Source organism: Flavonifractor plautii ATCC 29863, assembly GCF_000239295.1.
GTDB classification, from domain to species: Bacteria; Bacillota; Clostridia; order Oscillospirales; family Oscillospiraceae; genus Flavonifractor; species Flavonifractor plautii.
Genome location: NZ_JH417826.1, coordinates 19,804 through 34,199 on the forward strand (window position 1 = coordinate 19,804; position 14,396 = coordinate 34,199).

General features: G+C 60.0%; 11 protein-coding genes and 2 riboswitches. Of the genes, 7 read left to right on the top strand and 4 right to left on the bottom strand.

The genetic code is table 11. From position 1 onward, the window contains the following. Positions 1 to 578, top strand: a 578-nt coding sequence (locus tag HMPREF0372_RS20820; protein WP_230979307.1) for a type IV secretory system conjugative DNA transfer family protein, incomplete at its 5' end; no start/stop codon positions are given. Beyond that, positions 575 to 871, top strand: a complete 297-nt coding sequence (locus HMPREF0372_RS14305) for a helix-turn-helix domain-containing protein (RefSeq protein ID WP_007493944.1) — start codon at positions 575 to 577, stop codon at positions 869 to 871. The genes HMPREF0372_RS20820 and HMPREF0372_RS14305, both read left to right, overlap by 4 nt. 106 nt (positions 872 to 977) lie before the next feature. Here HMPREF0372_RS14305 and HMPREF0372_RS14310 read toward each other — a convergent pair whose 3' ends face one another. Genes HMPREF0372_RS14310 through HMPREF0372_RS14325 form a run of 4 tightly spaced genes read right to left on the bottom strand, consistent with a single transcriptional unit; the run spans position 978 to position 5,267 of the window. Next, a complete protein-coding gene (locus tag HMPREF0372_RS14310) occupies positions 978 to 1,763 on the bottom strand; it encodes a radical SAM protein (protein ID WP_007493946.1) in 786 nt (261 codons plus the stop codon). Further along, positions 1,760 to 2,557 carry a nucleotide-binding protein gene (locus HMPREF0372_RS14315; protein ID WP_007493948.1) on the bottom strand — a complete coding sequence of 266 codons (798 nt, stop codon included), beginning with the start codon at positions 2,555 to 2,557 and terminating at the stop codon, positions 1,760 to 1,762. The genes HMPREF0372_RS14310 and HMPREF0372_RS14315 overlap by 4 nt, the downstream gene beginning before the upstream one ends. Continuing rightward, positions 2,554 to 3,768 carry a nitrogenase component 1 gene (locus HMPREF0372_RS14320; RefSeq protein ID WP_007493950.1) on the bottom strand — a complete coding sequence of 405 codons (1,215 nt, stop codon included), beginning with the start codon at positions 3,766 to 3,768 and terminating at the stop codon, positions 2,554 to 2,556. The genes HMPREF0372_RS14315 and HMPREF0372_RS14320 overlap by 4 nt, the downstream gene beginning before the upstream one ends. Beyond that, on the bottom strand, positions 3,765 to 5,267 hold the full coding sequence (locus tag HMPREF0372_RS14325) for a nitrogenase component 1 (protein WP_155117043.1): 1,503 nt from the start codon (positions 5,265 to 5,267) through the stop codon (positions 3,765 to 3,767). Before HMPREF0372_RS14325 ends, HMPREF0372_RS14320 begins: the two co-directional genes overlap by 4 nt. 126 nt (positions 5,268 to 5,393) lie before the next feature. Continuing rightward, positions 5,394 to 5,579, bottom strand: a riboswitch (cobalamin riboswitch). Positions 5,580 to 5,819: 240 nt separating this feature from the next. Continuing rightward, positions 5,820 to 5,995, top strand: a riboswitch (cobalamin riboswitch). A 224-nt stretch (positions 5,996 to 6,219) separates the two neighbouring features. Here HMPREF0372_RS14325 and HMPREF0372_RS14330 point away from each other — a divergent pair. From HMPREF0372_RS14330 to HMPREF0372_RS14350, 5 genes are all read left to right on the top strand, one after another. Further along, the gene (locus HMPREF0372_RS14330) at positions 6,220 to 7,896 is read left to right on the top strand and encodes an ABC transporter substrate-binding protein (protein ID WP_007493958.1); all 1,677 of its coding nucleotides are present in this window, start codon (positions 6,220 to 6,222) and stop codon (positions 7,894 to 7,896) included. A 30-nt stretch (positions 7,897 to 7,926) separates the two neighbouring features. After that, positions 7,927 to 9,600 carry an ABC transporter substrate-binding protein gene (locus HMPREF0372_RS14335; RefSeq protein ID WP_007493960.1) on the top strand — a complete coding sequence of 558 codons (1,674 nt, stop codon included), beginning with the start codon at positions 7,927 to 7,929 and terminating at the stop codon, positions 9,598 to 9,600. Positions 9,601 to 9,617: 17 nt separating this feature from the next. Further along, complete coding sequence (locus HMPREF0372_RS14340) at positions 9,618 to 11,291, top strand: ABC transporter substrate-binding protein (protein ID WP_007493962.1); 1,674 nt, start codon at positions 9,618 to 9,620, stop codon at positions 11,289 to 11,291. A 22-nt stretch (positions 11,292 to 11,313) separates the two neighbouring features. Then, positions 11,314 to 12,927, top strand: a complete 1,614-nt coding sequence (locus tag HMPREF0372_RS14345) for an ABC transporter substrate-binding protein (RefSeq protein WP_039997667.1) — start codon at positions 11,314 to 11,316, stop codon at positions 12,925 to 12,927. 33 nt (positions 12,928 to 12,960) lie between these two features. After that, positions 12,961 to 14,396: ABC transporter substrate-binding protein (locus tag HMPREF0372_RS14350; protein WP_007493966.1), on the top strand; the 1,436-nt coding region annotated here is incomplete at its 3' end.

Sequence of the window (14,396 nt, forward strand, 5' to 3'; positions counted from 1 at the left end):
TGGTGTTTTTCTGTGACGAGCTGGGCACCATGCCCGCCTTCGACATCCTGCCCCTGTTTTCAGCCGGTCGCTCCCGGCGGCTGACCCTGGTGCCCATCATCCAGTCCCTGGCTCAGTTGGAGAAGAACTACGGCAAGGAGGGGGCGGAGATCCTGACGGATAACTGCCAGGACACCATCTTCGGCGGCTTCGCCCCTAATAGCCAGACCGCTGAGGTGCTGTCCAAGGCCCTGGGCAGCCGCACCGTGATGAGTGGTTCCATCTCCCGGGGGAAGAACGATACCAGCCAGAGCCTCCAGATGATTGAACGGCCTCTCATGACCCCGGATGAGCTCAAGTCCATCCCCAAGGGACACTTCATCGTCATGAAAACCGGGACCCATCCCATGCAGACCCGCCTGCGGCTGTTCCTGGAGTGGGGGATCACTTTTGGGGAGCCCTACCAGGTGCCCCAGCGGGCAGCCCGGAAGGTCTACTACGCCAGCAAGGCGGAGCTGACCAGCGCCATCTATCGGGCGTTTCCCCTCCGGACAGGGACAGTCAATTATCATATGGGAAAGGAACAGAAACAGAAATGAGCTACTTCAATGAGATTTACAATGACCCGGAGCTGAACGCCAGGGCCAAGCAGGTGCTGGTCTACCTACATGACCGAGCAAACAAAGACGGCGAGAGCTGGTACGCCATAGGCACCATGGCAAAAGATCTGAGCCTCTCCCGTTCGACCATAAAGCGGGCCCTGGCGGAGCTAATCCGCCAGGGCCGGGTGGAGAAACAGGCAAGATTTCGGGAGAGCGGGGGGATTACCTCGAACTGTTACCGAATAAAGGTAGGACAAGCTGAACTGACTGATGAGCTGTCTCGGACTTAATCCGATTTGATAGCGATCACGAGTTTCTGCTATTCAAAACCTGTACATCTGTGCAGGTGCTTACAAGATGGCCGCTTTCAAGGCTTTATCAATCAAAAGCAGCAGTCTATTCTCCGGGCACGCCCACTGCGTCCGCCCTGCACTGCCTGCAGTGGGTGAACTGGGGGATATGGACACGGGCCCTGGCGCGCAGCGCATCCAGGAGTGCTTGGCTGGGGGGCTCGTTGTCCCGAAAGCCGGCTTGGGGAATGAGCGGCATGAGGTTCATGACGGCGGCTCCCGCACGGGCGGCCCAACAGGCGATTTCCTCAATCTCCCCGGTGTTGACGCCGGGGATGACGACGGTGTTGATTTTCACCGTAAGTCCGGCTTCTGCGGCCTTGGCCACGCCCTCCTGCTGAGCGGAGAGAAAGGCTGCCATGGCTCCGGCATCCGCGCTGCCGCCCACCGTCCGGTAGACGTGCCCGGCACAGACGACGGAGCGGGTATTGACAGTGACCGTCAGGGTGGAAACCCCGCAGTCCAGCAGTTCGGGCAAAGCATCAGACAGAACCAGCCCGTTGGTGCTCAGGCAGAGCAGGAGTCCGGGAAAGCGGGCGTGAATCAGGCGGAGGGTCTCCAGGGTGGCGGGGTTGGCCAGGGGCTCACCAGGCCCTGCCACGCCCACCACCCGCAGACGGCTGTCCAGGCGCAGGGCGCGCTCCACGCGGTCCAGGGCAGCTTCGGGGGAGATGACCTCCGAAGTGACGCCGGGCCGGGACTCGTTGGCGCAGTCATAGCGGCGGTCGCAGTAGCCGCACCGGATGTTGCACCTGGGGGCCACGGGCAGATGAATCCGGCCATAGCGGAAGTGGGCCTGGGCGGAGAGGCAGGGGTGCTCAGCCGGAATCAAAGCGGGGCCGCCTTCCGGCAGAGCGCTTCCAGCCCGTCGTCGCTCATCGGCTCCGGGATGCAGCCGCTGCGGTTATCCAGGAGGACGGACGCCAGGGCGCGGAACGCCTGGGCGGGCGCGCTGTCCGGTGCGCAGTCCACAACCGTTTGGCGCTCCAGCTCGGCCTGGCCGATGAGGGGACTCATGGGAATTTTTCCCGCCACCGTGGTGCCCAGCTCCGTCGCAAAGGCTTGGAGCAGGCCGTCGTTGTCCACGCTGCTGCGCCCGTTGTGGATGATCCCGGCCAGGCGTATTCCGCCGCTCTGGGCGTATTTGCGGATGCCCCGGCAGATGTTGTTTGCGGCGTAGAGGGCCATGAAGTCGCTGGTGGTGACGAGATACACCTCGTCGGCCACCTGCTCCCGCAGCGGCATGCTGAACCCGCCGCAGACCACGTCCCCCAGCACGTCGTAGAGCACCACATCCCGGTCATCCAGCAGGCCGCGGCTGCGGATCTCCTCCATGGCCACGATAATGCCCCGCCCGGCGCAGCCGGTGCCCGGCTCCGGCCCGCCGGCCTCAATGCAGCGGACGCCCCGGCTGTCCGTGAAGGCGATCTCCCCGGAGGCGCCGGTCTTGAGCTGGTCGAGAACGGTGGGGATGCGCCGCCCCATCAGGCTCCGGGTGGAGTCCGCCTTGGGGTCGCAGCCCACTACCGCCACCCGTTTCCCGGCCTGGGCCATGGCCGCCGCCAGGTTGGACACGGCGGTGGACTTCCCGATGCCCCCTTTTCCATAGACGCAGATGCGTTTCACTGATAGAGCGCCCCCTTTAAGGTGCGGCCGTTCATGATGCCGCGGAAGATGTCCTCCAGAAGGTGGAGGGTTCCCTGCCCGCCCAGGTGGGGGCGGGGGGTCAGACAGACCTCATCAAACACCGGGTAATCCACGCGGATCAGCGGAATTTCCAGCTCGTCGGCACCGTCCTGCTCAAAGGAGGAGCCGAACAGAAGCGCCGCCTCGGAGCCGCGCAGCTCCCGGTAGAAGTCCTCCTGGTCGGAGAGCTCCTCCCGGCGGGCAAAGCACACCACCTCCATCCCCAGCTCCTGCTCCAGAAAGCGCCGCAGACCGTCGGCCCGCGGCCCCGAGGCGAGGATCGCAGCCGGCATGCCGTAGAGGGCCTGTAAATAGCGGTAGGCTTTTCCGGCTCCCTCTGCAATCTGACGGTCCAGCTCCGCCCGGGCCTGATGATAATCCAGACCGAAGCGGCGCTCCAGCCGACTCCAGAGATCGTCCGCGCCGGCGGCGCCATAGGGGTAATCAAGTTCCTCCCACGGTATGCCGAAGTACTCCTTCATGGCTTGCGCCAGCTCACGCCCCTTTCCACGGAGCACCAGGTTCACATCGGCATAGGGGGCGCGGCGCACTTCCTCCAGCGTACAGCGGGAGAGCACGGCGCCCAGTGCGGCCTGGGGGGCGAGCATAGCCCGGAGGGCCTCAACATCGTCGGCGGCGTGGGGGTCATCCATCCCGAGCCCGATCAGATTAACCAGGGGACGGGGATCAGAACGGGGATAGGGCCGGGGATAAGGCCGGGGGACCGGGGGCTTCATCAGCGGGAGCAGTGCCAGCCATCCAGCCTCCAGCCCGCGAGCCGCATCCCCACGGAAGCCTGCCGCCTCCACATGGAGCAGCGGCGCCTCATGGGGGATGCGGGCTAAGACGGCGGGGATATCGTCCCCAATCATCTCACTCACACAGCCGCTGACCACGAACAGGATGGACGGTTGGAAGAGCTCCAGCGCGGAGCGGACGGCCCGCTCCAGGGAGGCCTCGCCGCTGAACACCACGTCGCTGTCGCTGATGACGGTGCAGGTCTGCCGGATATCCCGCATATCCTGGGCAACGTGGAGGGACATGGAGCCAAAATTGCAGCCCACCACGGAGTGGAGCAGAACAACGCCGTCCTGAATTCCACCCAAAGCCTGATAAGCTCCAAAGAGCTTGCAGCCGCTGGCCGGCCTCATACGGAATCCCCCTTTCGATTGAGCCACATTCTGGACCACATTTCCTTGGCGGCCAGATTAGACTGATTACAGTACAGTGGGTAATGGCGGCTTTGGAAGGGCATTTTCCCCAGCAGAAGACTGCTGCGCTCCGTCCCGTGCTCCAGGCGGCGGCACATCCTACGCACCGTGCGGACATAGGAGGGAAAGGAGAGGGAGGTGGTTTCGTTGACCGCGGGGATCAGCGGCGCGCCCATCCCCTCCAAGGTGAAGTCGCCGGTGCCCACCACCACATCCGCCTCTGCGAAGATTCCGCGCAGCGTCTCCTCTGCCGGGTTCAGGAGGAGCTGTGTCTCCGGGCTGTAGAGGGCGGCGGCCTCCCGTACCCGGGCCAGCAGGCTGTCCTCCAGCGCGGGGGTGACATTCAGGTTTTTACGGCTCTCCGGGGTCAGGATGACACAGAGATGGGAGACCGACAGGCCATAGTCCCGCACATAGGATTTGAGCTCGAAGGGAGCCTGCTGGATGCTGCGGCTGACGAGAACCGCCCGGGCCTGCCCCAGGCGGCGGCGGGCCTCCGCCGTCTCCTCCAGGGCCTGGGCCCGCGCCGCCAGGACGACGGGCTCCACCGCCTCCTCCATGCGGAGGGCCTGTCCAATGTCCCGGTAAAAGGTGCAGATTCCATCCAGTCCGGCGTAGCGTCCCGCGCCGCCGATGTGAAGGTATGCGGTTCCGAATTTCTCCCGCATGCGTCTGGCCCAGCGAACCCGCTTGACCAGATTCAGCTCCGCGGCCGGGGCGTGTACCAGAGAGGAGAGGGGGGCGCTGGGGATCCACGTGTTCACCTGGATCCCGCAGCCGTTCAAAAAGGCCTCCAGCTCCCGCAGGGCGGCCTTTCCCTCGCTCCCCCAGCCCACCGTCTCGATGTTGACGCTGTGCGGGATCTGAGCGGACGGCTCCATCACCTGCTCCACCAGGGCGTAGAGCGCCTCGGTGAAGCCGCAGCCCTTCAGCTCCATCTCCAGCCGGTTGTCGCCGGTGATGGTCTGGCGGGCCAGCTCCTTCAGGCGGTTCCGGGTGTAGTTCTTGTCCCGGTGGGAGAAGAGCTCCGACTGGACACCCACTACCGAAATACCCTCCCGCCGCAGCTCGGCGCATACGGAGCGCACATCTTCGTTCAGAATGTCGCTGATCGGGGAGGGGATCACCATGATGAGCCCGGGGCGGTAGCGGCTCCAGGCGTCCCGTATGGCCTGGCGGAGCTTCTCCTCCCCGCCGCAGATGATGTCCCGCTCCTCCAGATTGGAGGTCAGCACGCTGTAAAAGGGCTGGTGCCGACGCCGGGCGGAATAGCGGTAGTGAAACCCACAGCCCCGCGGGCTGTGGAGGAGCGGAAGCACCTCCTGCATTTCCCCCACCGCCCCCACGCTGCCGGAGATCTTCCCGTTTACACCAAAGGTGTGCAGCAGGCCGGAGGGGTACATCGCGGTCATCAGATCTTCAAAAAAAGGCTGTCGCATGCGCATTTCTCCTCTCTGCCCGGAGAAAGCAAAATCGCCGGCCCCGCGTATTCTGACGCGGAGCCGGCTTGCAGACAGGCGCACCGGCAGGGCCGGCGGCCTGTGGAGCAGCTTTCACCGGAAGCGTCCCCACAAATTCAGCAAGCAGGTTTCCTGGCTTGCGGCTCGTCACGTGCTGCGCCTTCTCACATGTGAAACATGCAATGGCGATCTGCAGCACGCTCCCCGCTTACAGTGACCGGATCGCTCGGGAGTTGCACCCGATTCCCTCTAACCAGACGGAGTCTGGCCACTTGCTGAAAACGTATATGAAGGAATTATAGCACAGCCCGGCCGGAAAGAAAAGGGGGGTGATCTCCTGTGACTGCTCTCAACGCGAGATTTCTTATACTTGATTGGTTCGCCCGTTACAGGCGGCGAAGAGCAGATGCGGCGGTGAGCCGGTGGGAATGGAATGTGCCTGTTGCCGCTAGGCTCCGTAAGTAGAGAGCATTCGGCGCCGTTAGACACATATTGACAGGCCTTGGACGGCGGTGTATACTGAATCCATAATTTCATATAGCAGGATATGGTGATACGTTTGTATTGAAAAGGGAACGCAGTGCAAGTCTGCGACAGCTCCCGCTGCTGTAACAGGGACGGCCCGCTTAATACCACTGGGAAACCGGGAAGGTGAGCGAAGCCGGATGATCTGGAGTCAGAAGACCTGCCATGTCTATCGGATTCTATTCTTTCGGCGAGGGAGAATTGGATGCTGCCGCGGTGGATATCGCGGTCATTGGGGCATTAACTGGGCATCGCTGGGGACGGCGGTGCCCTTTTTGCATATCCAGGACAAAGAGCATTCCTGTTTTCTAACGACAAAACAGGAATGCTCTTTCATTATAAGACCAAAGCAGGGGACCGTCCCTGTTTTGAATAGAAATTTAAGAGAAGGAAAGAAGGAACATGTATGAAACGACTGGCATCCCTTCTGCTGGCCGGCGCTCTTGCGCTGACCGCAGCCGGCTGCGCGGGACAGAACCCGGCGGCTTCCACCCAAAGCGGCCCGCCGGAAGCGGTGGAGAGCGGCAAGTCCTCCGTTGCCTATGTGGAGGAACTGCGCATCGGTACCACCGCCGCCATTGACGGCGCCAACGTTATGACGGAAAACGGTATCTTCGGCAAGCTCAACTACAACGCGGTGGTCACCGCTCCCTTTGTAGTCACCGATGAGAATGGCAAGGTTCAGCCCTTTTTCATGACGGGCTGGGAGCTGAGCGGCGACTTAAATACCATTACCGCCACCTTTGCCACAGATCAGGGCCTCACCTGGCACGACGGTGAACCTGTGACCATGGATGACGTGGTGTTTACCTTCCAATATCTGATCGACCGCAAGTCCAGCTATTGCAGCGGCCTGACAGGGGTGGAGGCGGTGAATGAGACCACGGCCACCCTGACGCTGACCGACGGCAAGGCCTTCACCATGCTCAACAGCATGGCTAACTTCGTCACCCTTCGGCCGGAGCATGTGTGGTCCAAGGTGGAGGGCGAATACGCCGAGTACACCGGCGAGGACGCCGCTATCGGCTGCGGCCCCTACAAGCTCACAGGCGTGGACGAGGAGGCCCAGAGCATGACCCTAGAGGCGGTGTCGGATACCTACATGGGACAGGAGCTGACCGTGCGCAAGCTGACCGTGCGCACCTACGACAGCCACGACGCCCTGGTGATGGCCCTGCGCAGCGGGGAGGTGGACGCCATGTACGACTACTCCAACTCCCTGAACGCCACCATGGTGGACTCCATCACCGGAGTGGAGGGGCTGGATCCCGGCATGAGCGACAACCCCGGCAACTATCAACTGGTGTTCGGCTTCAACGAGCAGCCCACCGACGACCTAACCTTCCGCAAGGCCGTGCGGGCCGCGTTGGACTACGAGCTGCTCCGCGTCACCATCGGAGGGGAGGACGGCCAGATCCCCCACGCCGGTATCGTGGCGCCCCCCAATAAGGGCTTTGACGGCTCGCTGCCCGAGCTGGCTCAGGACGTGGATGAAGCCAACACCCTACTGGACGAAGGAGGCTATGTGGATGCCGACGGCGACGGCTGGCGGGATATGCCCGACGGCAGCGAGCTGAATGTCCTCATTACTCCCCAGTACAACAAGACCCGTCAGGCCCTCTATCTGCGCATCGCCGAAGTGCTCAAGACCAATCTGGAGGCCGTGGGCGTGCAGACTACCATGGACGAGGAGAGCGTGCGCAACTCCGACCACGCCACCGAGGTCCGCAAGCAGGGCACCTATGAGCTCTACATCGGCTATACCTCTCCCGGCGTGGCCATGTATGACACCGCCTTCATGTACATGATCGGGGATAACGACAACAACCGCTGGGGCACCTGCCTGCTCCCGGAGTTTGTCGCTGCCTATGAGGCCAAGAAGACCGCCGGCAGCTACGAGGCGTACAACGCCGCCATGAAGGAGCTGCAAGCGCTTGCCGATGAACAGGTGGTGGGACTGGCTCTGTGCTGGGATAAGGCCTACTTCCCCTACCGTACCGACCACTATGAGGGCTGGACCAATTTCCCCGGCTGGGGCGTGATCAACTACAAGACCTGGTTCTCCACCCGGCCCGCAGTCTAATAGACGCGGTATGAAAGGAGCGGTTTTCAAATGAAACAGCAAGTCCTTTCCCTGTTTTTAGCCGGCGCGCTGGCGCTGAGCCTGTTCGGCTGCTCCGGCGCGCCGGGTACGGCGGGAGATGCCTCCCCTTCTCCTGCGGCGCAGGCCGAGGAGGAGCCAGTCACCCTCTACATCGGGACGACCAAGGCTCCGGAAGTAATGAGCACTATGTACGAGCGGGACGCCTTCGGCCGGATGAACTACAACTCCTTCTGTGCCGCGCCGTTTCTCGAGCGGGATGAGAACGGTGTTGTCCAACCCAATATCATGACAGACTGGGTTTTCAGCGACGATCTGACCAGTCTGGTGGCCACCTTTGCCACAGATCAGGGGATCACCTGGCACGACGGAGAGCCCCTGACCATGGACGATATTGAGTTTACCTTCAACTATCTGATGAATGTAAAGAAGTCCAGCTATATCCACATGCTGGAGAGTGTGGAGCGAATCAGTGATACGCAGCTTAAACTCAACTTTGACGGCCCTTCCGCTTTTAATTTTATCAACTATGCCTGTATGGCGGTGTTCGTCTACCCGGAGCACATTTGGGAAGGCGTAGAGGACCCCAATGAGTACCACGAGGCAGACGCTGCGGTTGGCTGCGGGCCCTACCGCTTCGTATCCTGGGATGAGGACGCGCAGACCATGTACTTTGATGCGGTCGAGGATTATTTCAAAGGGGAGCTGGCCATCCAGCATGTGGTGGTGCGCACCTATGACAGCCAGGACGCCCTGGTGATGGCCCTGCGCAACGGCGAGATCGACGCGATATACGACTACTCCAACTCCCTGAGCTCTACAATGGCCCCCTCCATTACCGGAATTGAGGACGTGGATCCTGGTATGAGTGACAACCCCGGACAATACCAGTTGGTATTCGGCTTTAATAAGCAGCCGACCGGAGACCTGGCATTCCGGAAGGCCGTGCGCGACGCGCTGGATTATGAACTGCTGGCCGCCACGATCGGCGGAGAAAATGCTGAGATCGGCGGAGTGGGGCTGGTGGCCCCCCCGAACAAGGGATATGATTCTGAACTGCCACGCCTCAGCCAGAATGTGGAGACTGCTCTGGCCATCTTGGATGAGGCCGGCTATGTGGACACGAACGGCGACGGCTGGAGAGAGATGCCCGACGGCGGCCCAATGGATGTCCTCCTTACCGCTCCTTATAGTGCCACGCAGAAAGCGCTCTTCGACCGGCTTTCGGAGATTATTGTCTCCAATCTGGCGGATGTGGGGGTGAAGTGCACTATTGATGACCAGCACCAGTCCGATACGGATACCTACCGTTCCTTTATCTACAGCGGCGAGTATGAAATTACACTGGGCAGCACTTCGTCTGGTGTGGCGGCCTATGAGACCGTATTTTACTACTATGTGGACAAGGGGTATGGAAACGCCTGGGGTACCTACAGCGAACCGGAGTTTGTGCAGACCTATCTAGACATGATGAACTCGCCTGATTATGAGACCTATAACGAACGGGTGAAGGCACTGCAGGAAATGGCGGCGGAGAACGTCATCGGAATGCCGCTGGCGTGGGACAAGTGCTATTTTCCCTATCGTACCGACCGGTTTGAGGGCTGGATTAACTATCCGGGCTGGGGTGTCATCAACAACAAGACCTGGTATAATGTCCACCCTATCGACGGGACGGACGGCTGATGTAGAGGAGACAACAGATGAAGAAACAGGTTTTATCTCTGCTCCTGTCCGGCGCGCTGGCGCTGAATTTGTTCGGCTGCTCCGCACAGCCGGCGGAGGAGAGCGCACCTCAGCGCTCTCCCGCCGAAACGGCGGGCAGCTCCTCCGCTGGCGTTGTGGAAGAGCTGAAAATCGGGACACTGACCGCGCCGGAGGTCTTTAATATGTCCAACGATGACAGCGCTTTTGGACGAATGAACTATACATCCTTCTGTGCAGCGCCACTTCTGGAGTTTGATGCAAATAATATGGCCCAGCCCTATCTGATGACTAGCTGGGAGGTCTCGGAGGACAACTGCGAGATTATCGCCACGTTTGCGGTGGATCAGGGGATCACCTGGCACGATGGGGAGCCGTTGACCATGGATGACATTATATTCTCTTTGGATTATCTGCCCAATGTGGCCGGGCATAGCCATATGCAGGCCATAGACGAGGTGGAGCAGTTGGATGAAACCACGCTGCGAATCCACTTCGACTCCCCTTCAGCCTTTTTATTCCTCAATAACTGCATGTCGGTATGGCCCATCCCTAAGCATATCTGGGAGGGAATTGAGGATCCGGAGGCATACGCTGAGCCGGATGCGGCGGTAGGCTGTGGTCCCTACCGGTTTGTCCGCTTTGATGAAGAGGCCCAGACGATGTACTATGAGGCGGTGGGGGAGAGCTATATGGGGCGGCCCCTTACCGTGCAAAGCGTCACAGTACGTACCTATGACTCCTCTGACGCACTGATTATGGCTTTGCGCAGCGGGGAGGTAGATGCTATGTATAACTATTCCACATCTATTTCGGCCACTCAGCTGAATTCAATCACCGGAGTGGAGGGACTGGATCCGGGCATGAGCGACAAGCCCGGCTGTTATCAGCTGGTATTTGGCTTCCAAGCTCAGCCAACTGACGACCTGGCTTTCCGGCAGGCGGTTTCCAAGGCGCTGGACTACGAGCTGTTGGCAGTCTCCATCGGTGGAAAGGACGCGCAGGTACCCGGTGCGGGTTTCATTCCACCGTCCAATCTAGGGTATGATGCCGAGCTGCCGCGGCTTGCACAGGATGTGGAGGCAGCCAAGACAATTCTGGATGAGGCTGGTTACGCGGATACGGATGGAGATGGCTGGCGGGAGCTGCCGGACGGCTCCGCGATGGAAGTGCTGCTGACGCCGCAGGTGACCAAGACGACTCAATCCCTTTACCTGCGTATGGCAGAGATCATTCAGAGCAATCTGGCGGATGTCGGCGTCAAGGTCATACTGGACGAAGAGAGTGTCCGCAATTCAGATCATCAGACCGAAGTGCGGCGTTCTCTGAAGTACGAGCTTTATTTAGGGGCCACTTCGGCAGGTGTGGCCCAGTACCGCACCGGATTTTATTACATGATCGATACTCCTGAATTCCCGGGCTGGGGAAGCTGTAATATTCCGGAGTACTCGGAGGCCTACCGAGCCGTATTTTTCTCCTCCAGTTATGACGAATATCTGGAGAATATCAAAAATATGCAGGAACTTAATGCTGAGCAGCTATTTGGCATTTCTCTTTGCTGGGAGAAATGTTACTTCCCTTACCGGACGGACCGCTATGAGGGGTGGAATAATTACCCGGGGCGCGGTGTGATCAACAACTCCACATGGTATAACCTGCATCCGATCGCCTGAAACTGAGAAAAGAGATCAATTCTTGAAAAAACGTGTTTTATCTTTGCTTTTGTCCGGCGCGCTGGCGCTGGGCCTGTTCGGCTGCTCTGCGCAGCCGGCGGAGGAGCTGCACCTCGGGACCACCGCCGCAAACGACACCTTTACCACCTTTGTGGAGAGCGGCGCATTTGGAAAGATGTGCTATAACTCCTTTGTGACAGCGCCCTTCTGGCAGACGGGGCCCAACGGCGAGGTAGAGCCATTCCTTGTTACAGATTGGACGGTCAGTGAAGACTCTACTACCATCACCTGTGACTTGGCGCTGAACCAGGGCATCACCTGGCATGATGGGGAGCCCCTGACCATGGACGATGTGCTGTTTACCTTCGATTATAACATCAATGTGCGCAAATCCAGTTACGGCTCCTATGTGGACCATGCTGAGCAGGTGGATGAGGACACCATCAAGGTGGTTTTGAAGGAGCCCGGCGCCTATCAGTGGCTCAAACTGGTGGCCGGCTATTTCTACGTCCAGCCGAAACACATTTGGGAGAACATTGACGCCCCGAAGGACTACCGTGGGGAGGATGCTGTCATCGGCTGCGGCCCCTACCGCTTTGTCAGCTTGGACGAGGATGCTCAGACCAGCTACTACGAGGCCGTAAGCGACACCTATCTGGGCCGCGAGGTGACGGTAAAGAAGGTTTCACTCCGGTCCTTTGACAGCAATGATGCTTTGGTCATGGCTCTGCGCAATGGCGAAATTGACGCCATGTATAGCTATGCCAGTCCCATCCCGGCCACTATGGCATCCTCCATCACGGGTGTGGAGCACGTGGAGCCCGGTATGAGTGACAATACGGGCAGCTATATGATCATGTTCGGTTTCCGGAAAGGGCCTACGGACGACCTGAACTTCCGAAAAGCAGTCACGCTTTCCCTGGACTACGAGCTGCTGGCCGACGCCATCGGCGGTGAGGATGCCCAGGTACCCGGGGTGGGGGTCATTGCGCCGCCGAATCTCGGCTATGATGAGACGCTGCCCAAGCTGGAACAGAATCTGGAGGCAGCGAAGGCCGCTCTGGATGAAGGCGGCTACCTGGATGTGGACGGAGACGGCTACCGGGAGATGCCGGACGGCAGCCCCATGGATATTCTGGTTTCCCCCCAGAACAGTAGCACACGCCGCGAGATCTACCTGCGGATTGCAGAGGTCATGGTTCAAAACCTGGATGCCATTGGGGTTAAGGCCCATGTGGACGAGCAGAGCATTACCAATGAGGAATATGAGGATCAGCTCTGCAAGGAGGGAACCTACCAGATCTTTATCTGCTACTGCACTTCCGGAATGGCGTCTCAGACCTCCTGCTATTATTACTTTATTGACAATACCCTGGATGGCAATTGGGGCACCTGTGATCTGCCGGAGTTTGTAGAGGCGTATGAGACCAGGCGGCAGGCGTCTGATGAGAAGGCCTACATTGAGGGAACCAAGCTCCTTCAGCAGATCAATGCGGAGCAGTACATCGGGGAAGCCCTCTGCTGGGACAAGGCGTACTTTCCCTACCGCACGGACAAATACGAGGGGTGGACGAACTATCCCGGCTGGGGCGTGATCAACTGCGAGACCTGGTATAGCCTGCGCCCCGTTCGTTAAGCGGCATCTGAATATGAAAGGAGTATTTTCCGCATGAAAAAACAAGTGCTTTCCCTGCTCCTGGCCGGGGCCTTGACGCTGGGGCTATTTGGCTGCTCCGCGCAGACGCCGGAGGAGAGCGGAGTACCCCAGAGCGCTCCGGCGCAGACGGAGGGGACGGCCTCCGCCGGCGTGGTGGAGGAGCTGAAGATCGGTATCTGCAAGGAGGTCACTCCACGGACGCTGGCCTCGGAGAGCGGCTCCTTCGGCCGCATGAACTACAATGCCTTCTGCGCCGGAACCTGGCTGGTGCGGGATGAGAATAACGAGATGCAGCCCAACCTGATGACCTCCTGGGAGATTCTGGACAAGGGCAGCACCATCCGGGCTACCTTTGCCACGGATCAGGGAATTACGTGGCATGATGGAGAGCCATTTACGATTGACGATGTCATCTTTACGGTCGATTTGATGAACAACAAACTCAAGTCTGGCTATCTCTCCAAGATCACCGGCGTGGAGAAGGTAGACGATACCACCGTGGACTTCCAGGTGGCCGATGGGGCGGCCTATTTCACCCTGGGGAACTCCGCCGTCTTTGTGCGTATGTATCCCAAGCACATCTGGGAAGGAATCGAGGATCCCTCCGGCTACACCGGCGAGGATGCTGTCATCGGCTGCGGCCCCTATAAGCTTGTCCAGGTGGATGAGGAGGCGCAGACCATGCACTATGAGGCGGTTGGGGAGACCTACATGGGCCGCGCCCTGACGGTACGCAGCGTGACGGTGCGCAGCTACGACTCCCAGGATGCCCTGGTGATGGCCCTGCGCACCGGGGAAGTGGACGCCATGTACGACTACTCCAACCCGATTTCGCCCACCATGCTGCCCTCCATCTCGGGTGTGGATGGGGTAGACCCCGGAAGGGGGATGAACATGGGCCTGTTCGAGATCCTCTTCGGCTTTCAGAAACAGCCCACCGATGATTTGGAGTTCCGCAGAGCGGTGCGCTATGCCCTGAACTATGAGCTGCTGGCCACCACCATCGGCGGTGAGGACGGGCAGGTACCCGGCGAGGGCATCATCTCCCCCGCGGGTATTGGCTACGACGACAGCCTGCCCAAGCTGGTGCAGGATCAGGAGCAGGCCAAGGCGATTCTGGAGGCAGCAGGGTATGTAGACACCGACGGCGACGGCTGGCGGGAGCGGCCCGACGGAACCCCTATGGATGTATTGGTCACACCCCAGTACAATGCTACCAAGGCGGCGCTATACCAGCGCATTGCTGAGATTATCGTTACCAATCTGGGGGAGGTTGGCGTCAAGTGCACCCTGGATGAGGAGAGTATCCGCAATTCCGACCACGAGCAGCAGCTCCGGGATGACGGGGCCTATGAGATCTACATCTGTTATGCTACCCAGGGCGTATCCTTCTATAAGACGCCATTCCTGTATATGTTCAATGACGATCTGAGCATGTGGGGCACCTG